Origin of the sequence: Xanthomonas sp. NCPPB 3005 (assembly GCF_041228095.2) — a bacterium.
GTDB lineage: Bacteria > Pseudomonadota > Gammaproteobacteria > Xanthomonadales > Xanthomonadaceae > Xanthomonas_A > Xanthomonas_A bonasiae.
On the sequence record NZ_CP166096.2, the window covers coordinates 4,131,065 to 4,148,481 of the forward strand.

Genomic DNA, 17,417 nt, shown 5'->3' on the forward strand with positions numbered 1-17,417 from the left:
GCGTGCTGCAGCATGCGATAGAACGAACCGGCGCCGTCACCGCAGCAAACTGCCAGGCTACACGACGCCTATCCGGCACCACCGCGACTGCAATTGACCTGGCGACGCGCGCCGCCAGAGCGCTGGCGCGTGCGGACTACGCCTCAGCGCTGCAGGCGCGTCATCGCGCGTACCGGACAACGCGCGACCCCAGAAGCATCCGCACCACCAGGCGTCTTGGCAGACCGACAAACAAACGAAGCGCGGATCGCGAGAGGAACCGGGACGGCTCCAGCTCTTGCCAATCCCGAATCCCCACTCCCCAATCCCGGCTCAATCACATCCGCTTGAACACCAAGGTCCCATTGGTCCCGCCGAAGCCGAACCCATTGGACATCGCCACGTCGATCTTCTTCTCGCGCGCCACGTTCGGCACGTAGTCCAGGTCGCAGCCTTCGCTCGGCTCTTCCAGGTTGATCGTCGGCGGGATGATGCCGGTGTGCAGCGCCATCACCGAGAAGATCGCCTCGGCGCCGCCGGCCGCGCCGAGTAGGTGCCCGGTCATCGACTTGGTCGAGCTGACCATGGTCTTGTAGGCGTGGTCGCCCAGCGCGCGCTTCATCGCCAGGGTCTCGGCCAGATCGCCCAGCGGCGTGGAGGTGCCGTGCGCGTTGAGGTAGTCGATCTGGTCGGGGTTGAGCTTGGCGTCCTTGATCGCCGCCAGCATGCTGCGCGCGGCGCCTTCGCCGTCCTCGCTCGGGGCGGTCATGTGGAACGCGTCGGAGCTGGCGCCGAAGCCGACCAGTTCGGCATAGATGCGCGCGCCGCGCGCCTTGGCGTGTTCGTACTCTTCCAGCACCAGCACGCCGGCGCCGTCGCCGAGCACGAAGCCGTCGCGGCCCTTGTCCCACGGCCGCGAGGCGGCGGCGGGATCGTCGTTGCGGGTGGACATCGCCTTCATCGAGCAGAAGCCGCCGACCGAGGTCGGCGAGGAGCCGCGCTCGGCGCCGCCGGCCAGCATCACGTCGGCATCGCCGTGCTGAATCATGCGCAGCGCGGTGCCGATCGAATGGTTGGAGGTGGCGCAGGCGGAGACCGCCGAGAAGGTCGGGCCCTTCAGGCCCTTGATCAGGCTCACCTGCCCGGGGAGCATGTTGATGATGGTGCTGGGCACGTAGAACGGCGAGATCTTGCGCGCGCCGCCCTCGTGGAATTTGATGGTCTGCTCCTCGATGCCGAGCAGGCCGCCGATGCCCGAGCCGAGGATCGCGCCGATGCGTTCGGCGTTGCTGTCGTCGATCACCAGGCCCGAATCGTCCAGCGCCATGAACGAGGCGCCGACGCCGTAGTGGATGAACGAATCCATCTTTTTGGCGTCCTTGACCGACACGAACTTGGTCGGATCGAAATCCTTGATCTCGCCAGCGATCTTGGTGGTGAACTGCGACGCATCGATCTGGGTGATCGGGCCGATGCCGGAACGCCCGTTGACGATTCCTTCCCAACTGCTGGCCAGGTCATTGCCCAACGGCGATACCAGGCCCATGCCGGTTACGACGACGCGACGGCTCATTGCGAAATCTCCTCGCCGCGATGCGCGCGGCGTTGACGCTGTAAAAACACAGGGCCGCATGCGCGGCCCCATGGGATTGTCACGCGGACCGGACCCACGCAGGCGCCGATCGCGATCGAGAACGGAGCATCAGCTCTTGACGTGCGCCTTGACGTAGTCGATGGCCTGCTGCACCGAGGTGATCTTCTCGGCTTCTTCGTCCGGAATTTCGCACTCGAACTCTTCTTCCAGCGCCATCACCAGCTCGACGGTGTCCAGCGAGTCGGCACCGAGGTCATCGACGAACGATGCGCTGTTGGTGACTTCTTCTTCCTTGACGCCGAGTTGTTCGACGACGATTTTCTTGACGCGTTCTTCGATGGTGCTCATTGGGATATCGCTCCAGATGGAGTAGTGGTGGTTCGAAACGCCATCGGGCTGCGATGGCCGCGTTGGATAGTGTAGTGGAAACCGCCCGGCGCTTGCATCGCTGCACAAACGCCCATCGATCAGCCACTTAGGCGCAGTCCTTGCGCCGCAGGCTTACGGCATGTACATCCCGCCGTTCACATGCAGGGTCTCTCCGGTGATGTAGCCGGCCCCGGGGCCGACCAGGAACGCCACCGCGTTGGCGATGTCGGCCGGCTGGCCGAGCTGGCCCAGCGCGATCTGCTCCAGCAGCGCGGTGCGCTGCGCCTCGGGCAGGGCCTTGGTCATGTCGGTGTCGATGAAGCCCGGCGCGACCACGTTGACGGTGATGCCGCGCGAGCCGATTTCCTTGGCCATCGACTTGGAGAAGGCGATGATCCCGGCCTTGGCCGCGGCGTAGTTGGCCTGGCCCGGATTGCCGGTCACGCCGACCACCGAGGCGATGTTGACGATGCGGCCCTTGCGCGCCTTCATCATGCCGCGCAGCACCGCCTTGGAGGTGCGGAACACACTGGTCAGGTTGGTGTCGATGATCGCCTGCCAGTCCTCTTCCTTCATCCGCATCAGCAGGTTGTCGCGGGTGATGCCGGCGTTGTTGACCAGGATCGAGACCGCGCCGAATTCCTTGCCGATCGCCTCGATCAGCGCCTCGACCGCGGCCGGGTCGGTGACGTCCAGCGCGCGGCCGTGACCGCCGTTGGCGGCCATCCGCTCGCCGATCGCCTGCGCACCGGAGGCGGAGGTGGCGGTGCCGATGACGGTGGCGCCCTGCGCGGCCAGGGTGTCGGCAATGGCCGCGCCGATGCCGCGGCTGGCGCCGGTGACCAGGGCGATCTCGCCCTGCAATGGCTTGCTCATCTGCTGTTCCTTGGGGGAAGGACGGCGCGCGAAGCGCCGCGGGAAAGGCCGCCGCCGCGGGCGCAAGCGCCCGCGCGCGGCAGCGGGATCAGGCGGCCCAGGTCTCGAGCGCGGTGGCGAAGTCGGCCGGGGTGGCCAGCGCGCGCCCGTCCAGCGACTTGTCGATGCGCTTGATCAGCCCGGTCAGCACCTTGCCCGGGCCGCATTCGGCCACGCGGGTGGCGCCGCGCGCGGCCAGCGCCTGCACGCAGCCGGTCCAGCGCACCGGCAGGTACAACTGCTCGACCAGCGCCTGGCGGATCGCATCGATGCCGTCGTGCACCTGCGCATCCACGTTCTGCACCACCGGCAGCTGCGGCGCGTGCCAGGCCATGCCGCGCATCGCCTCGGCCAGGCGGTTGGCCGCCTCGCGCATCAGCGGCGTATGCGAGGGCACGCTGACCGCCAGCTTCACCGTCTTGCGCACGCCGCGCTCGGCCAGCAGCGCCAGCGCGCGGTCGACCGCCGCCGCGTCGCCGCCGATCACCACTTGGCCGGGCGAGTTGTAGTTGGCCGGGACCACCACCTGGCTGCCGGCGGCCTGCGCGCAGACCTCCTCGACCAGCGCGTCCTCGGCGCCGATCACCGCGGCCATCGCGCCGACCCCGGCCGGGGCCGCGTCCTGCATCAACTGGCCGCGCAGGCGCACCAGGTGCGCGCCGTCGTGCAGCGACAGCGCACCGGCCGCGACCAGCGCGCTGTATTCGCCCAGGCTGTGCCCGGCCAGCAGCGCCGGCCGCGCGCCGCCCTGGGCCAGCCACAGCCGCCACAGCGCCACGCTCGCCGCCAGCAGCGCCGGCTGGGTGTATTCGGTGCGGTTGAGCATTTCCTCGGGGCCGCCCTGGGTCAGCGCCCACAGGTCGACGCCGGCGCCGTCGGAGGCCTCGACGAAGCTGTCGCGCAGCGGCGGGTGCAGTTCGGACAGTTCGGCCAGCATGCCCAGCGATTGCGAACCCTGGCCGGGGAAAACGAAGGCGAGTGTGGAATCGGTCACTGAAATGCCCAACAGCGAAAAACGAGCGGCGATGATAAGGGCGAAACCGGCCGTGCGTCTGTACCCGGGCGTATGTGCGCCTGCAGCAACGCCGGCGCCGCGCCAGGCGCGGGCGCTGCCGGAAACGCTCAATCGCGGTCGGGCGCGCCGAGCGGGAACAGGCCGCGATACGGCCGCGCCTCGTCCACGGCGCGGGCGAACGCGGCGCGCGCCAGCAAGCGCGCGCGATACGCGCGGACATGCGCGAACGAGGCGGCGATGCGATGCGTCCAGTCCGCATAGAACAGGAACGGCGCCGCCGCGCAATCGGCCAGGCTGAAGTCCTCGCCGGCGGCCCAGGTCCGGTCGGCCATGGTCCGATCCAGCCACGCATACGCGGTGTCGAGCGTGGCGCGCGCATCGGCCACGCCGCGCGGATCGCGCTCGCCCTCGGGCCTCAGGCGATCGGCCACGATCTTCTGCTGCGGCGTGGCGAGGTAGTTGTCGAAGAAGCGGTCCATGAAGCGGACCTCCAGCGCCGCGCGCGGATCGGCCGGCAGCAACGGCACCGGCCCGGGATGGTGCAAGGCCAGATGCTCGATGATGATCGTCGCCTCGGCGACGCTGCGGCCGGCGTCCACCAGCAGCGGAAAGCGTTTCAGTGGCCAGCGTGCGCCCAGTTCGGCCATGGGCTGCGGGTCGCCGCCAGCCAGCTGGCGATACGCGAACGGCGTGCCGTTCTCGTACAGCGCGACCAGGACTTTCTGGCAGTAGGACGAGAATGGATGGGCATAGAGCGTCAATGACATCGTCGTACACCTCGAAGTGAAGACCGGAGCAGGCGCGGAGGCGCTGCTGTCCTGACGACGCTCGGCGGAGACGGAAATCGACACGCGTGGATGGCGCACACGGCCGCGGGCACGGAACCGCGCGACCACAGCCCTGCGCCCGGCGGGGCGCCGGCCGGGCGCGCAGGTGTCTTGCAGGAGAGGAGACGCGGTGGCGCGGGCGGCGGGCGCCCGCGCGACGATCAGTAGCGCAGCAGTGCCGAGCCCCAGGTGAAGCCGCCACCGAAGGCTTCCAGCAGCAGCAGCTGGCCGCGCTGCACGCGGCCGGAACGCACCGCCACGTCCAGCGCCATCGGCACCGAGGCGGACGAGGTGTTGCCGTGCATGTCCACCGTCACCACCACCTGGTCCATCGACAGTTCCAGGCGCTTGGCGGTGGCTTCGATGATGCGCAGGTTGGCCTGGTGCGGGATCAGCCAGTCCAGGTCGCCCTTGTTCAGGCCGTTGGCGTCGAGGGTCTCGTCGACCACCGCGTCCAGCGCCTTGACCGCGTACTTGAACACCTCGCTGCCCTTCATCTGGATGCCGCCGGCGGAGGCGTCGCCGGTGCCGTCGCCGAGTCCGGTGGAGATGCCGACCGGATTCCACAGCAGCTCCTTCTTGCTGCCGTCGGCGTGCAGATGGGTGCTGAGGATGCCGGTGTCTTCGTCGGCGCGCAGGACCACCGCGCCGGCCCCGTCGCCGAACAGCACGCAGGTGGTGCGCTCGGTCCAGTCGACGATGCGGCTGAGGGTCTCGGTGCCGATCACCAGCACGGTCTTGGCGTCGCCGCAGCGGATGAACTTGTCGGCCACGCTGAGCGCGTAGACGAAGCCCGAGCAGGCGGCGTTGACGTCCAGCGCGGCGCAACCGACCGCACCCAGCCGCGCCTGGATCAGGCAGGCGGTGGACGGGAAGATCAGATCCGGGGTGGTGGTGCCGACGACGATCATGTCGAGCGCGGCGACCTCGATACCGGCCGCCTCGATCGCCTTCAACGCGGCTTCGTAGCCGAGGTCGCCGGCGGTCTGGCCCGGCGCGGCGATGTGCCGCTCGCGGATGCCGGTACGGCTGCGGATCCATTCGTCGCTGGTATCGACCATGTGCGACAGATCGTCGTTGGTCAACACTTTTTCAGGCAAATAGCTACCGGTGCCCGCGATCCTGGAATAGATCCGCTTGCTCATGCTGATTCCTGTTGCCTGTTACGCAGGCCGCCCGCGCGGGCGCGGCCTGTGAAGATGGGTGACTCCGTCCGCCGCGGCGCGAGGGACGGGCACGGATCAATCTTCTTCGACCTGCGAGGTCTTGGTGGCGATCACCTTCTTGCCGCGGTAGTAGCCGTCGGCGGTGATGTGGTGGCGCAGGTGGATCTCGCCGCTGGTCGGGTCGGTCGACAGCTGCTTGGCGCTGAGGGCGTCGTGCGAACGGCGCTGGCCGCGGCGGGACGGGGTGACACGGGATTTCTGCACAGCCATGGGATTGCTCCAAACTCGGTTCGTTTACATCTGTCGTCATTACGTCGCGCAGGACGCGCGCGTCCGGCAACAACCTTCAAGGCAGCGCGCCGGCGGGCCGACCGCTACTGTTTCTTCAGCGCCGCCAACGCCGCGAACGGGTTGGCCTTGCTCACCTCTTCCTCGGTCGCCGGCCAGTCCTGTTCGACCGCCTCGCTTCCGGGCGCCACCGGCACCAGCGGAACCGCCAGCACCAACTCGTCCTCGACCAGATCGGCGGGCCGCAGCATGCCGTCGTCCGGCACCAGCAAGGCCTCGTAATCCGGCGGCAGCGCGGCCTCTTCGGCCTCGCTGCGGATCAGTCCCAGCCGCTGTACGCTGGACACCGGCAGCAGGAAGCGCTGCAGGCTGCGCTGACAGATCAGCGGCAGCTCGGTTTCGAGCGTCAGTTCGACGTAGGACACTTGCAGTACAGCGTCGCGGCCGAATTCCAGCGTGTAACGGCATTCGCCTTCGGTATCGGCCAGGCTGCCTTGCAGACGGGTCATCGCCGAGAGCGGCAGGCGGTCTTCGAAGACCCTGCGCGCTGCGACCATCCGCCAGGCATCCAACAGTTCGGGCACGTTCGCGGACATAAGCCGCAGAATGTTAAGGACTAGGGCAGGCTCTGTCAAACCGTCCTGTCCTCCTGCTTGCCCGGCCGCACGCAGCGCCGCAGACTGCCGGCCCCGGCGCCCGCGCCGCCCTGCCCGACCTCGCCAATGCCGCGCCTGATCCTGGCCTCCACCTCCGTCTACCGCCGCGAGCTGCTGCAGCGCCTGCGCCTGCCGTTCGACAGCGCCCGCCCGCAGGTCGAGGAGACGCCGCTGCCCGGGGAAGCGCCGCTGGCGCTGGCGCAGCGCCTGGCGCGGGCCAAGGCCGCGGCAGTGGCCGCCGGCGCGGCCGATGCCTGGGTGATCGGCTCCGACCAGGTCGCCGAACTCGACGGCCAGCCGCTGGGCAAGCCCGGCCATGCCGAGGCCGCACAGGCGCAGTTGGCGGCGATGTCCGGGCGCAGCGTGCGCTTCCATACCGCGGTGTGCCTGCTGCGCGGCGCGCGGGCGCTGCAGCTGTGCGACCTGACCGAAGTGCGCTTCCGCGTGCTGCAGGCCGAGGAGATCGCCCGCTACGTCGCCGCCGAGCAGCCGCTGGACTGCGCCGGCAGCTTCAAGTGCGAAGGCCTGGGCATCAGCCTGTTCAGCGCGATCCACAGCCAGGACCCGACCGCGCTGGTCGGGCTGCCGCTGATCGGCCTGGCCGGGCTGCTGCGCGAGGCCGGCTACGTGCTGCCCTAGGGCGCGCCATCAATCCCCGAGCAGATCGCGCCGCTCTTGTGGGTGCACGAGGCAAGCAAGAGCGGGAAGGTATGGAGGATGGTTCCGCCCGGGCGATGACGTAGCGCCGAAGACGCACAAGAGCGGCCCTGCGGGTTGGGCCTGTCAGGCCGCCAGCCGGCGCCGCGCGGCTTGACCTGACCGCCAGTCAGGCGCTGCGCCACGCAGCGCCGGCTGGCGACCTGACAGACCCAACGCGACCTACTCGGGAATCGATGACATGCCCTAGCCCGGCGAGGCCGGCGTCAACGCCGGCCGACGCGGCACCACTGGTAGGGGAAGCGCGCCTGCCCGACCCAGGATTCGTGGACTGCGCAGGTGTCCAGCTGCAAGGTCAGGCCGTAGCGGGCCAGTTGCTGGTCGGCCAGGGCCAGCGCCGCGCGGTCGCTTGCGGCGATGTCAATGGCCCGCTCCGGCAGGATCGTCCACTGGCAGCGGCCATCGCGCTCGGTCACCGCCGCGCGTACCGGCCGGTGCGCCAGGCGCCGCATCAGCCGGCAGTCCGGCCCCCGGTCCAGGCCCAGCCGCGCAGCCAGCGCATTGAGCCGCTGCAACCGCGCGACGTTGCGATCCACCGTCGCCGGCAACAGCGCATAGCCCTGGCCGCGTTCGGCCAGCAGCGCCTGCACGCGCTCGGCGTAGGCCGGCGATTCAGGGAAATTGGACGCCACGGACGCGTACGCCGCCTGCGCCGGCAGGAACGGGATGCGCCACGACTGCGGCACGTCGCCGACCAGCAGCACCAGGCTGCGCGCCGGCTGCGGCATGCTCGGCGCCTGCACCCGGAACGCCGCGCGCGCCCAGCGCTCGTGGCCCCAGTCGCCCCAGCCCTGTAGCGCGACCAGCGCGCAGGCGATCAGCGCCCAGCGCGCCGCCGGGGCGGCGATGCGTGCCGGCAGCAAGTGCCGCAGCCCGACCCACAGCACCAGCGGCGCCAGCAACTCCGGCACCACCAGGTAGCGCTGGATGCTGAAGACCGACTGCCAGGCCAGGTACGCGACCACGAAGAACACCAGCAGCGCGCGCCACGCCGGCGCGACCACGTCGCTGGCCGCCGCGGGCCGGGGTGGCCGGCGCAGCGCGAACCGCAGCAGCGCGGCCAGGCCGACCAGGTACAGCAACGGCCAGACGATCTGCCGCAAGGCGACCTCGCTGACCCGGTTCGGCGCGAACGAGAAGTGCAGCGGCCAGCTCAGCCGCTGCAACCAGCCCTGCGGCAGCCAACGCGTATCGCTGAGCGCCACCGGCTGCGCCAGCGGCGCCAGGAAGTGGCTGTTGAACTGCGGGAACAGCGGGTTGCCGAAGGCCTTCCACACGCCCAGCAACCACGGCCCGGCCAGGACCGCGAAGCCGAGCACGGTGACCGCGGTCAGTACCGCGGCGCCGCCGACGCGTTGCCGCATGCGGCCGCCCGCGGCCAGCGCCGCCACGCCCAGCGCGAGCGCGAACGCCGCATTGGTCAGCTTGCAGGCCAGCGCCAGGCCCAGCAACGCACCAGCCAGCGCCCACCACGCAATCGCCACGCCCTGCCCGGCCGCCTGTTGCCGGCGCTGCGCGTGCAGCGCGGCCAGCAACGCGCCCAGCACCGGCAGTGCACTGCTGTTGTCGGCCATGGTGCCGGCGAATTCGGACAGGAACGCGGCGCTGCACATGCCGGCCAGGGCCAGCCACGGCGCCAGCCGCGCCCGGTCCAGGCGCGGATTCAGCACTTGCCAGGCGATGCCGGCCAGCAGCAGGAACGCCAGCGCGTGCAGCGCGCCCATCGCGAAGCCCGCCAGCGGCGCCGGCAGGCCGGTCATCAGCGCGTAGTGCAGCATGTCCAGCAGCGGATTGAAGTAGCTCTGCAGCTGCGCCGGCGCCAGGTCCGTGCCCAGGCGGCCATGCAGCGCGGCATAGCCGTTGTACAGGTGATAGTTGCGCAGATCCCAGTTGGCGTCCTGGCCCAGCAGCAGCGACAGCACGCCGCCGAGCAGGGCGACCGCGATGCCGGCGGCGATCACGTTGCCGCGGTCGTGGAAAGCGAAGCGGCGATCCAGCGCGCGCAGCAGGCGCTGGCGGCGAGTTGGACGCGGCACCGCCGCGCTTGCCGCACTCATGCGCGGTCGTCTTCGGCTGCGGGAGACGCCGCCGGCGACCGCAACGGCAGCGCCGGGATCGCCAGATAGGCCAGGCGCTTGGCCTCGACCCGGCCGCGGGTCACCGTGTCCAGGATCAGGCCGCAGGCCAGCAACAGGAAGCCGAGCAGCACCAGCGCCGAGCACAGGATCGCGGTCGGGAAGCGCGGCACCAGGCCGGTGTGCGCATAGGTGAGCACCAGCGGCACCGCCAGCCCCAGCGCCAGCAGCACGCAGGCGCCGAAGCCCAGCGAGAAGAACAGCAGCGGACGTTCGGCCTTGAACAGGCGCAGGATGGTCAGCAGGATCCGGGTGCCGTCGTGCCAGGTGCGCAGCTTGCTCTGCGAGCCTTGCGGCCGCGCGCCGTAGGCCGTGGCCACCTCCGCCACCGGCATGCGCAGCTGCAGCGCGTGCACCGCCAGTTCGGTCTCGGTCTCGAAACCGGCGGCATGGGCGGGAAACGACTTCACGTAGCGGCGCGAGAACACCCGGTAGCCGGACAGCATGTCGTCGAAACTGCGCCCGAACAGGAAGCTCACGCAGCGGGTCAGCAGCACGTTGCCGACGCGGTGCCCGGCGCGGTAGGCGGCCGCCTCGTCGCTGCGCCGCGCGCCGACCACCATGTCCAGGCCATCGCGCAGCAGGCGCTCGATCAGCGCCGGCGCCATCGCCGCGTCGTAGGTCGCATCGCCATCGACCAGCACGTACACGTCGGCATCGACATCGGCGAACAGGCGCCGCACCACGTTGCCCTTGCCCTGCAGTGCGACTTCGCGCACCTGCGCACCGGCCGCGCGCGCGTGCGCGATGGTGGCGTCGCTGGAATTGTTGTCGAACACGTGGATGCTCGCCGTCGGCAACTGCGCGGCGAACGCGGCGACGACCTGGGCGATCGTGGCCGCTTCGTTGTGGCAGGGAACCAGCACCGCGATCCGCGGCATGGCCGCGGCGTGGGCAGCAGAAAGACTCGGCATGGGCGGTGGGCGGTCCTGCGCGGCGGGCGTGGAAAGGCGCGCCATGCTATCAGCGGCGGCGCAGTTCGATCGGCTGCTCCCACCACTGCTCGACGCTGCCGTCGCGGCCATGCAGGCGCAGGCCGAGCCAATGCGTGCCCGGCGCCAATCCGCTGGCATCGAGCTCGGCGCGGAAGCCGACGTTGGGATGGCCCGGATCGGTGGAGATCTTCCAGAACGCGGTGATGTCGTAGTTCTCGCCGTAGCGCGCCTGCGCGGCGACCTTGCCGTCGAGCAGCACCTCGACCCGGGCGATGCCCACGCCGTCCTTGAACGCCCAGCCGGACACCGCGAAATGGGGCGCCACCTTGTCGCCCACCTCCGGCGCATTGAACCAGGCCATCGCCGGCGTCGTGCACGGACCCGGCAGGCGCTGCGCCGGCAGCGCGAACAGCAGGAAGCGCTGGCTGCCGTGATCGCTGGATACCACCTTCGGCGGCGGCAACGGGCCGACCAGCTCGCAGACCGCGTGATAGCGCTGCAGCAGCAGCCGGTATTTCATGTCGCTGGGCGACAGCACCAGCAGCCGCGGCCCATCGCGCCGGCCGTCGCTGAGCAGGCCCCACTGGCGCAGCTGCGCGCTGCGCCCGTGCTTGTCGTTCAGCGGATGCGGCAGCACCTCGATGTCGGCATCGCCCAGTTCGAAACCGAGCTCGGCGCCGACCTTGAAATTGTCGGCCAGCACCTGGGTGCCCGCCGGCATCGCCGCCAGTTCGCGGCGTACCGCCGACGCCAGCGGCTTCCAGCCGGCGAAGTTGCGCGGGTAGTACTTGTCGCCGGCGGCATGCTCGCGCACCGCCGGCACCGACACCGCCAGGTAGTAGCCGAACGCGCCGACCAGGCCCAGCCCGGTCAGCAGCCAGGTCGCGCGGCGCAGCGGCTTCGGCCAGCCGTGGAGGATCACCGGCGCGGCGATCAGCAAGGCCAGGTAGCCCGGCAACGGCCAATGGAAACTGATGCGCTCGGCATCGGTGAAGAAGCCGAGCAGGAAGATGCCCAGCGTGGACACGCCGCCGAGCAGGCCGAAATAGCGCCACTGCACGCGCGCGCCACCGCTGCCGCCGCCGCGCGTGGCCACCAGCGCCACTTTCCACATCGCCACCGCCAGCAGCGGCGTGACCAGCAGGCCCTGGATCAGCACGAAGGCGATGCCGCTGGGCTGGAAACTCCACGGATGCCGGTCGATCAGCTGGAACCTGACCCCGGCCTCGCCGTTGTCGGCGTTCCAGGCCAGCAACGGCAGCCAGGCGACGATGCCCATCGCCAGCGCCACCCACACCTGCGGATCGCGCAGCATGCGCCGACCCTGCGGGATCAGCAGCAGCGCGATCGCGCCGACCCCGATCACCCCGGCGAAGCGGTAATGGCTCAGCGCGCCCAGGGTCAGGCCCAGCGCCAGCTCCACCGCGCTCATTGCATCGATCTGGCGCAGCAGCCGCGCGCTGGCGTCCATGCACAGGATCGTCGCCAGCGCCATCGGCACGTCCGGCAGGGCGAGGATGCCGAGCGTGCCCGACAGCGGCATCAGCAAGGTCAGGCTGCCGGCACGCCAACCGGCCACCGCACCGAACCAGCGCGTGGCGATGCGCGCGATCAGCCACGGCATCGCTGCCGACACCAGCAGGAACGGCGCGCGCAGCGCCAGCAGGTGCTCGCCGCCGAGCGCCACGCCCAGCCGCGCCAGCCAGGCGGTCAGCCCGGGCAGATCCGAATAGGCGGCGGCCAGGTGCTGGCCTTCCTGCCAATAGAACGCCTCGTCGACGAACAACGGCAGGCGCGCGGCCACCAGCAGCTTGGCTGCGGTGACCAGCATCCACAGCACCATGAAGGTGGTGCGTGCACGTTGTTCGCCTTGCATTGCCTTTAGACTCCCCTAAACCGTTGCGAGAATGCGATGCCTACTCCGCCCCGCTTGCCGGAAATGCTAACCGATACGCTGCGCGAGGCGCTCGCGCAGGCGCAGCAGCAGGTCAATTCGCTGGTGTTGGGCAAGCCACAACAGGTGCGGCTGGCGTTTGTCGCGCTGTTGTCCGGCGGACATCTGCTGATCGAGGATCTGCCCGGGCTGGGCAAGACCACGCTGGCGCATGCGCTGGCCGCGAGCCTGGGATTGAGCTTCCAGCGCGTGCAGTTCACCTCCGACCTGCTGCCGGCCGACGTGCTCGGCGTGTCGGTGTACGACGCGCAATCGCGCCAGTTCCAGTTCCATCCCGGCCCGGTGTTCGCGCACGTGCTGCTCGCCGACGAGATCAACCGCGCGCCGCCGCGCACGCAGAGCGCGCTGCTGGAAGCGATGGCCGAACAGCAGGTCACGCTGGACGGCACCACGCATCCGCTGCCGGCGCCGTTCTTCGTCATCGCCACGCAGAATCCGGTGGACCTGTCGGGCACCTTCCCGCTGCCCGATTCGCAGCTGGACCGCTTCCTGCTGCGGCTGGCGCTGGGCTATCCCAACGCCGAATCCGAACGCGCGCTGCTCAGCGGCAGCGACCGCCGCGACCTGATCGCACAGGCGCGGCCGCTGCTCAGCGACACCGACATGGCCACGCTGCGGCACAGCGTGGAGCAGATCCATGCCAGCGACGCGCTGGTCGGCTACGTGCAGGCGCTGCTCGCGCGCAGCCGCCAGCATCCGGGCGTGCGCGTGGGCCTGTCGCCGCGCGCCGGCATCGCGCTGCTGCGCGCGGCCAAGGCGCACGCGCTGCTGCTGGGTCGCGCGCATGCGCTGCCCGAGGACGTGCAGGCGCTGTTCGTGGCGGTCGCAGAGCACCGCCTGGTGGCCGAACAGGAATCGGCCTCCGGGCAAGCGCTGGCCAAGGCGATCCTGCACAGCGTCGCGGTGGACTGACCCGAATGCGGGCACGGCTGCGCGAGTGGCGGCAGGTGCTGGCACGGCTGGCGCGGCCGCGCGATCCCGAGCCGCTGCCGGTACGGCTGGACCGGCGCCGGATCTACATCCTGCCCACGCCGTTCGGCGGCTTCCTGGCGCTGCTGCTCGGCGCAATGCTGCTCGGCGCGCTGAACTACAACAACAACCCCGCCTTGCTGCTGGCGATGCTGCTCGGCGCGGCCGCCATCGCCAGCGCGATCGCGGCGCACCTGCAGCTGTCGGGACTGCGCCTGGACGCGCTGTCGGCCGAACCGGTCGCGGCCGGCACCCCGCTGCGGCTACGCCTGGCGCTGGCCGCCGACGACGCCCGGCCCCGCCGCGGCCTGCGCGTGGCGCATGCCGACCGGCACACCTACATCGACCTGCACGGCGACGGCGCCAACGAAGCCGACCTGGAGCTGCCCACTGAACGCCGCGGCTGGCTCGACCTGCAGCGCATCCGCGTTTCCACCACCCAGCCGCTGGGCCTGCTGCGCGCCTGGGCCTGGTTCTGGCCGGACGCGCCGCTGTTGGTTTACCCGCAACCGGAACACGACGGGCCGCCGCTGCCGCACGGCGACGGCACCCCGACCCAGACCCGCCTGCACGCGCTCGGCGAAGAGCTGCACCAGTTGCGCCCGTACCGCGCCGGCGATGCGCCGCGCGCGATCTCCTGGAAGCACTCGGCGCGCCGCGACACGCTGCTGGTGCGCGAATACGAACGCCCGATCGGCGTGGACGTGGTGCTGGACTGGCGCACCCTGCCGGCGCTGCCCTACGAGCGCCGCATCGCGCGGCTGGCGCGCTGGGTCAACGAGGCCGAGCGCGACGGCCGCCGCTACCGCCTGCTGCTGCCGGGGCAGCCGCCGCTGGGTCCGGGCCGCGGCCCGCAACACCGGCACCTGTGCCTGCGCGCACTGGCGCTGCTGCCGCATGGCTGAGCCGCGCTCGCCCGCGCTGAGCGACGCCAGCCGCCACTGGGCACTCGCCGCCGGCCTGCTGTCGCTGCTGCCGCTGCTGCTGCAGTTGCCTGGCGCGCTGGCGCTGCTGTTCGCGGCGACCGCGCTGCTGATCGGCGCCAGCTCGGCATGGCGACCGCTGCCGGCCGCGCTGCGCCTGCTGCTGGTGGCGGCGATGCTGGCGGCGATCTACTGGCAGGTCGGCATGCGCTTCGGCCGCGACACCGGCTGCGCCATGCTCGCGGCGATGCTGGCGATCAAGCCGTCGGAACTGAAGACGCTGCGCGACGCGCGCAGCCTGCTCGGCTTCGCCCTGTTCGCGCCGTTCGCCGCGTTCCTGCTGGACCAGGGACCGGTCACGATGCTGCTCGGACTGGCCGCGGTGATCGCCGCGCTGCTGTGCATGCAGCGCCTGGCCGATCAGGAAGGCCACAGCGCGGCGCCGCCGCTGCGCGGCCAACTGCGCGGCGTCGGCCGGCTGCTGGCGCTGGGCCTGCCGCTGGCACTGGCCGCGTTCTGGCTGTTCCCGCGGTTGGGCTCGCCGCTGTGGGGCGTACCCGAGCGCGCGCTGGCGCGGCCTGGCCTGTCGGACACGATGAGTCCCGGCCAGTGGCTGGACCTGATGGCCGACGACACCCCGGCGCTGCGCGTGCAGTTCTTCGGCCGCGTGCCCGCGCCGGCGCAGCGCTACTGGCGCGGGCCGGTGCTGTGGGATTTCGACGGCAGCACCTGGCGTGCGCAACGCGGCAACGACTACCTGCCGGCGCCGGCGGTGCAGACCGGCGCGAACGCGTGGGACTACGAGATCGAGGTCGAGCCGACCGACCGCCGCCAACTGGTCGCGCTGGACCTGCCGCTGCAGGCACCCGAGGGCACCCGCCTTTCCGCCGACTACGTGCTGCACAGCGAGCGCCCGCTCGGCGCGCTGAGCCGCTGGCGCCTGCGCTCGGCGCCGCCGCTGCGCTTCGAGAGCGCGCTGACGCCGGCGCAGCGCCAGCGCGCGCTGGCGCTGCCGCCCGGCTACAACCCGCGCACCCTGGCGCTGGCCCGGCAATGGCGGCAACAGGCCGGCGCCGACGACGCCGCGATCGTGGCGCGCGCGCTGCAATGGATCCGCCGCGATTTCGCCTACACGCTGGAGACGCCGCTGCCCGGCCGCGACGGCGTCGACGAATTCCTGTTCCAGCAGAAGGCCGGGTTCTGCCAGCACTTCAGCTCCGCCTTCGTGGTGCTGATGCGCGGCGCCGGCATCCCCGCGCGCGTGGTCACCGGCTACGCCGGCGGCACCCGCAATCCGTTCGGCGACTACTGGGTGGTGCGGCGCATGGACGCCCACGCCTGGGCCGAAGTGTGGCTGCCGCAGCGCGGCTGGGTGCGCGTGGACCCGACCGCCGCGGTCGCCCCGGAACGCATCTACGACACACTGGAGGACCGCCTCGGCAGCGCTGCCGGCGCCCAGGGCGGCATCGCCGACTGGCAGCTGCGCGACGTCGGCGACTGGCTGCGCCGCGGCTGGAACGACCTGGTGCTGTCCTTCGACGCCAACCGCCAACAGCGGCTGCTGAGCGAGCTGGGCATCGCCAAGCTGGAGCCGGCGCAACTGGTCGCCCTGTTCGCCGGCTTCGCCGCACTGCTGTTGGGCTGGATGGCCTGGCTGCTGGCGCGCGGCGAACGCGAGCGCGACCCGCTGCTGCGCGCCTGGCGCCGGCTGGGCCGGCGTTACGCCCGGCTCGGCCTGGGCCGCGAGGCGCACGAACCGGCCTTGGCGTGGGCGCTGCGTGTACACCAGGTGATGGAGGCAAACGCGTTGCTTTCGCTCAGCCAACGTTTCGCTGATTCGCGCTACGCTGGCGCTGATTCGGACAGGGCTTCATTGTTGCGCGACCTGCGCAGGCACCGTCCGCACACCGGAGCATCTCGATGAAGATCCGATTGCTGTTCCCCGTCCTGGCCGTTCTCGCCCTGGGAGCCTGCGCGACCGCGCCCAAGCCGCTGCAAGGCCAATTCGCCACCGTCACCCCGCGCGACTCGGTCGCCGGCCAGCAGGTCGGTACCTCGGTGCGCTGGGGCGGCAAGATCATCCAGACCAAGCCCGGCCAGGGCCAGACCTGCTTCCAGATGCTGTCGCGGCCGTTGAGCGCCAGCGGCCGCCCGGACAGCGACTCGGCCGACGCCAGCGACGGCCGTTTCATCGCCTGCCGCTCCGGCTTCTACGACCCGGCGGTGTTCGAACCCGGCCGCGAGGTGACCTTCATCGGCCACGTCGCCGGCTACGAGAGCACCCGCATCGGCGAATACGACTACCGCCTGCCGAAGATCGACGCCGACGTGGTCTACCTGTGGCCGGTGGTGCGCCAGGTCGACGTGGTGCCCGCCTACCCGTACGGCCCCTGGGGCCCGTGGGATCCGTGGGGTCCGCGCTGGGGCTGGGGCCGCGGCTGGTGGTAAGCCGCCCGCTGGCACGCGTTGTGCCATGATGGAGAAGAAAACGCCGCTGAAAAGCGGCGTTTTCTGTTTGTCCGGCAGGGCTGTGGCCAATCGCGCCGCGCCGGCCGCTCAGGGCGTGCCGAAGCGGCCCAGCGGCGCGCCGGCCAGCAGGTGCAGGTGCAGATGGAACACGGTCTGCCCGGCATGCTCGCGGCAGTTCATCACCACCCGGTAGCCGTCCTCGGCCAGGCCCTGCTCGCGCGCATACGCGGCGGCGGCCAGCACCAGCTTGCCGACCAGCGGCGCCTGCTCCGGCGCCAGGTCGTCGAGGGTGGGGATCTCCACCTGCTTGGGAATGAACAGCACGTGCACCGGCGCCTGCGGCGCGATGTCCTTGAAGCCGAGCACGTCGTCGTTCTCGTACACGATGCTCGCGGGAATTTCGCGGCGGATGATCTTGCCGAAGATGGTGTCCATGGACTGGCTCGCACAGCGGAAAGGGGGCAGTCGTTATAGCCGAATTCGGCGGCACGCAGGCACTGCCGCGC

17 protein-coding genes are annotated in these 17,417 nt (G+C 70.8%); 5 read left to right on the forward strand and 12 right to left on the reverse strand.

Features of this window, described 5'->3' with window-relative positions; translation table 11 throughout:
• Positions 1-316: 316 nt before the first annotated feature.
• From fabF to AB8810_RS17765, 8 genes are all read right to left on the reverse strand, one after another.
• Positions 317-1,552: a beta-ketoacyl-ACP synthase II gene (gene fabF, locus AB8810_RS17730; protein WP_179570665.1), complete on the reverse strand. Its 1,236-nt coding sequence runs from the start codon at positions 1,550-1,552 to the stop codon at positions 317-319.
• Positions 1,553-1,681: 129 nt separating this feature from the next.
• Positions 1,682-1,921, reverse strand: coding sequence for an acyl carrier protein (gene acpP, locus AB8810_RS17735; protein ID WP_046981398.1), 240 nt, complete (start codon positions 1,919-1,921; stop codon positions 1,682-1,684).
• A 153-nt stretch (positions 1,922-2,074) separates the two neighbouring features.
• Positions 2,075-2,818 (reverse strand): 3-oxoacyl-ACP reductase FabG, encoded by a 744-nt coding sequence (fabG, locus tag AB8810_RS17740; protein WP_179570664.1) that lies wholly within the window; start codon positions 2,816-2,818, stop codon positions 2,075-2,077.
• A gap of 88 nt (positions 2,819-2,906) precedes the next feature.
• On the reverse strand, positions 2,907-3,851 hold the full coding sequence (gene fabD / locus AB8810_RS17745; protein WP_191825020.1) for an ACP S-malonyltransferase: 945 nt from the start codon (positions 3,849-3,851) through the stop codon (positions 2,907-2,909).
• Positions 3,852-3,979: 128 nt separating this feature from the next.
• Positions 3,980-4,639, reverse strand: coding sequence for a glutathione S-transferase family protein (locus AB8810_RS17750; protein ID WP_369914421.1), 660 nt, complete (start codon positions 4,637-4,639; stop codon positions 3,980-3,982).
• A 221-nt stretch (positions 4,640-4,860) separates the two neighbouring features.
• Complete coding sequence (locus AB8810_RS17755; RefSeq protein ID WP_179570661.1) at positions 4,861-5,844, reverse strand: beta-ketoacyl-ACP synthase III; 984 nt, start codon at positions 5,842-5,844, stop codon at positions 4,861-4,863.
• Positions 5,845-5,940: 96 nt separating this feature from the next.
• Complete coding sequence (rpmF, locus tag AB8810_RS17760; RefSeq protein ID WP_009608206.1) at positions 5,941-6,135, reverse strand: 50S ribosomal protein L32; 195 nt, start codon at positions 6,133-6,135, stop codon at positions 5,941-5,943.
• A 104-nt stretch (positions 6,136-6,239) separates the two neighbouring features.
• Positions 6,240-6,749, reverse strand: coding sequence for a DUF177 domain-containing protein (locus AB8810_RS17765; protein WP_179570660.1), 510 nt, complete (start codon positions 6,747-6,749; stop codon positions 6,240-6,242).
• Between the two features lie 126 nt (positions 6,750-6,875).
• On the opposite strand from AB8810_RS17765, the gene AB8810_RS17770 reads away from it, so the two are divergent.
• The gene (locus tag AB8810_RS17770) at positions 6,876-7,448 is read left to right on the forward strand and encodes a Maf family nucleotide pyrophosphatase (RefSeq protein ID WP_369914423.1); all 573 of its coding nucleotides are present in this window, start codon (positions 6,876-6,878) and stop codon (positions 7,446-7,448) included.
• A gap of 284 nt (positions 7,449-7,732) precedes the next feature.
• Here AB8810_RS17770 and AB8810_RS17775 read toward each other — a convergent pair whose 3' ends face one another.
• The 3 genes from AB8810_RS17775 to AB8810_RS17785 form a co-directional block, all read right to left on the reverse strand.
• On the reverse strand, positions 7,733-9,583 hold the full coding sequence (locus AB8810_RS17775) for a hypothetical protein (RefSeq protein WP_369914424.1): 1,851 nt from the start codon (positions 9,581-9,583) through the stop codon (positions 7,733-7,735).
• Positions 9,580-10,542, reverse strand: a complete 963-nt coding sequence (locus AB8810_RS17780; protein WP_369914425.1) for a glycosyltransferase family 2 protein — start codon at positions 10,540-10,542, stop codon at positions 9,580-9,582. Before AB8810_RS17780 ends, AB8810_RS17775 begins: the two co-directional genes overlap by 4 nt.
• An 82-nt stretch (positions 10,543-10,624) precedes the next feature.
• Positions 10,625-12,472: an ArnT family glycosyltransferase gene (locus AB8810_RS17785; RefSeq protein WP_369914426.1), complete on the reverse strand. Its 1,848-nt coding sequence runs from the start codon at positions 12,470-12,472 to the stop codon at positions 10,625-10,627.
• A 36-nt stretch (positions 12,473-12,508) separates the two neighbouring features.
• Between AB8810_RS17785 and AB8810_RS17790 the strand changes: the two genes are divergently transcribed.
• Genes AB8810_RS17790 through AB8810_RS17805 form a run of 4 tightly spaced genes read left to right on the forward strand, consistent with a single transcriptional unit; the run spans position 12,509 to position 16,890 of the window.
• Entirely contained in the window at positions 12,509-13,462 is a 954-nt protein-coding gene (locus AB8810_RS17790; protein WP_191825026.1) for a MoxR family ATPase, read from the forward strand.
• Between the two features lie 5 nt (positions 13,463-13,467).
• Complete coding sequence (locus tag AB8810_RS17795) at positions 13,468-14,424, forward strand: DUF58 domain-containing protein (protein ID WP_369914428.1); 957 nt, start codon at positions 13,468-13,470, stop codon at positions 14,422-14,424.
• The gene (locus tag AB8810_RS17800; RefSeq protein ID WP_369914429.1) at positions 14,417-16,366 is read left to right on the forward strand and encodes a transglutaminaseTgpA domain-containing protein; all 1,950 of its coding nucleotides are present in this window, start codon (positions 14,417-14,419) and stop codon (positions 16,364-16,366) included. The genes AB8810_RS17795 and AB8810_RS17800 overlap by 8 nt, the downstream gene beginning before the upstream one ends.
• Positions 16,363-16,890, forward strand: a complete 528-nt coding sequence (locus AB8810_RS17805; RefSeq protein ID WP_179570652.1) for a Slp family lipoprotein — start codon at positions 16,363-16,365, stop codon at positions 16,888-16,890. Before AB8810_RS17800 ends, AB8810_RS17805 begins: the two co-directional genes overlap by 4 nt.
• Before the next feature lie 108 nt (positions 16,891-16,998).
• Here the strand turns inward: AB8810_RS17805 and AB8810_RS17810 are convergent, their stop codons facing one another.
• Positions 16,999-17,346, reverse strand: coding sequence for a histidine triad nucleotide-binding protein (locus AB8810_RS17810; RefSeq protein ID WP_003479777.1), 348 nt, complete (start codon positions 17,344-17,346; stop codon positions 16,999-17,001).
• Positions 17,347-17,417 lie beyond the last annotated feature (71 nt).

What these genes read in the sequence shown, in the direction of transcription:
- fabF (WP_179570665.1), bottom strand. Translation starts at nt 1,552, where the DNA reads ATGAGCCGTCGCGTCGTCGTAACCGGCATGGGCCTGGTATCGCCGTTG.
- acpP (WP_046981398.1), bottom strand. Translation starts at nt 1,921, where the DNA reads ATGAGCACCATCGAAGAACGCGTCAAGAAAATCGTCGTCGAACAACTC.
- fabG (WP_179570664.1), bottom strand. Translation starts at nt 2,818, where the DNA reads ATGAGCAAGCCATTGCAGGGCGAGATCGCCCTGGTCACCGGCGCCAGC.
- AB8810_RS17750 (WP_369914421.1), bottom strand. Translation starts at nt 4,639, where the DNA reads ATGTCATTGACGCTCTATGCCCATCCATTCTCGTCCTACTGCCAGAAA.
- AB8810_RS17755 (WP_179570661.1), bottom strand. Translation starts at nt 5,844, where the DNA reads ATGAGCAAGCGGATCTATTCCAGGATCGCGGGCACCGGTAGCTATTTG.
- rpmF (WP_009608206.1), bottom strand. Translation starts at nt 6,135, where the DNA reads ATGGCTGTGCAGAAATCCCGTGTCACCCCGTCCCGCCGCGGCCAGCGC.
- AB8810_RS17765 (WP_179570660.1), bottom strand. Translation starts at nt 6,749, where the DNA reads ATGTCCGCGAACGTGCCCGAACTGTTGGATGCCTGGCGGATGGTCGCA.
- AB8810_RS17770 (WP_369914423.1), top strand. Translation starts at nt 6,876, where the DNA reads ATGCCGCGCCTGATCCTGGCCTCCACCTCCGTCTACCGCCGCGAGCTG.
- AB8810_RS17775 (WP_369914424.1), bottom strand. Translation starts at nt 9,583, where the DNA reads ATGAGTGCGGCAAGCGCGGCGGTGCCGCGTCCAACTCGCCGCCAGCGC.
- AB8810_RS17780 (WP_369914425.1), bottom strand. Translation starts at nt 10,542, where the DNA reads ATGCCGCGGATCGCGGTGCTGGTTCCCTGCCACAACGAAGCGGCCACG.
- AB8810_RS17785 (WP_369914426.1), bottom strand. Translation starts at nt 12,472, where the DNA reads ATGCAAGGCGAACAACGTGCACGCACCACCTTCATGGTGCTGTGGATG.
- AB8810_RS17790 (WP_191825026.1), top strand. Translation starts at nt 12,509, where the DNA reads ATGCCTACTCCGCCCCGCTTGCCGGAAATGCTAACCGATACGCTGCGC.
- AB8810_RS17795 (WP_369914428.1), top strand. Translation starts at nt 13,468, where the DNA reads ATGCGGGCACGGCTGCGCGAGTGGCGGCAGGTGCTGGCACGGCTGGCG.
- AB8810_RS17800 (WP_369914429.1), top strand. Translation starts at nt 14,417, where the DNA reads ATGGCTGAGCCGCGCTCGCCCGCGCTGAGCGACGCCAGCCGCCACTGG.
- AB8810_RS17805 (WP_179570652.1), top strand. Translation starts at nt 16,363, where the DNA reads ATGAAGATCCGATTGCTGTTCCCCGTCCTGGCCGTTCTCGCCCTGGGA.
- AB8810_RS17810 (WP_003479777.1), bottom strand. Translation starts at nt 17,346, where the DNA reads ATGGACACCATCTTCGGCAAGATCATCCGCCGCGAAATTCCCGCGAGC.